This window comes from Streptococcus pseudopneumoniae ATCC BAA-960 = CCUG 49455, from assembly GCF_002087075.1.
Lineage (GTDB): Bacteria > Bacillota > Bacilli > Lactobacillales > Streptococcaceae > Streptococcus > Streptococcus pseudopneumoniae.
Map to the genome: position 1 here is coordinate 1 of NZ_MWSM01000011.1, position 647 is coordinate 647.

The 647-nt window shown below is 39.6% G+C and carries 1 pseudogene; it reads right to left on the minus strand.

The features are described from left to right. Positions 1 to 647: pseudogene (locus B4W83_RS02875) on the minus strand (transposase); the annotation flags it as partial.

Genomic DNA, 647 nt, shown 5'->3' on the forward strand with positions numbered 1-647 from the left:
AGATTGTCCTCAATAAGTCCGAAAAATGTCTCTGGTTCCTTATTCTGGAAGTGAAAAAGCAAGAGCTGATAGAGATTGTAGTGGTGTTTTAAGTCTTCTGAATAGCTCAAAAGCTTGTCAAGAATCTCTTTATTGGTTAAGTGCATACGAAAAGTAGGGCGATAAAAACGTTTATCGCTGAGTTTACGACTATCCTGTTGAATGAGTTTCCAGTAGCGCTTGATAGCCTTGTATTCATGGGATTTTCGATGAAACTGATTCATGATTTGGACATGCACACGACTCATAGCACGGTTAAGATGTTGTACAATGTGAAAGCGATCCAACACGATTTTAGCATTCGGGAGTGAAACAGTCTGGGAGACTGTTTCAGCCTGAGCCTAGAAATTTGAAAGCGAATCTGTTTAGCTAAGTCATAGTAAGGACTAAACATATCCATAGTAATAATTTTCACTCGACATCGGACAGCTCTATCGTAGCGAAGAAAGTGATTTCGAATGATAGCTTGTGTTCTTCCCTCAAGAACAGTGATGATATTGAGATTGTTAAAATCTTGCGCAATGAAGCTCATCTCCATCTCCCGATTGAAACAGTCACTCCCTGGACTGTTTCAACGTCCCAAGACATAATCTTAGGCAGATTTCTAA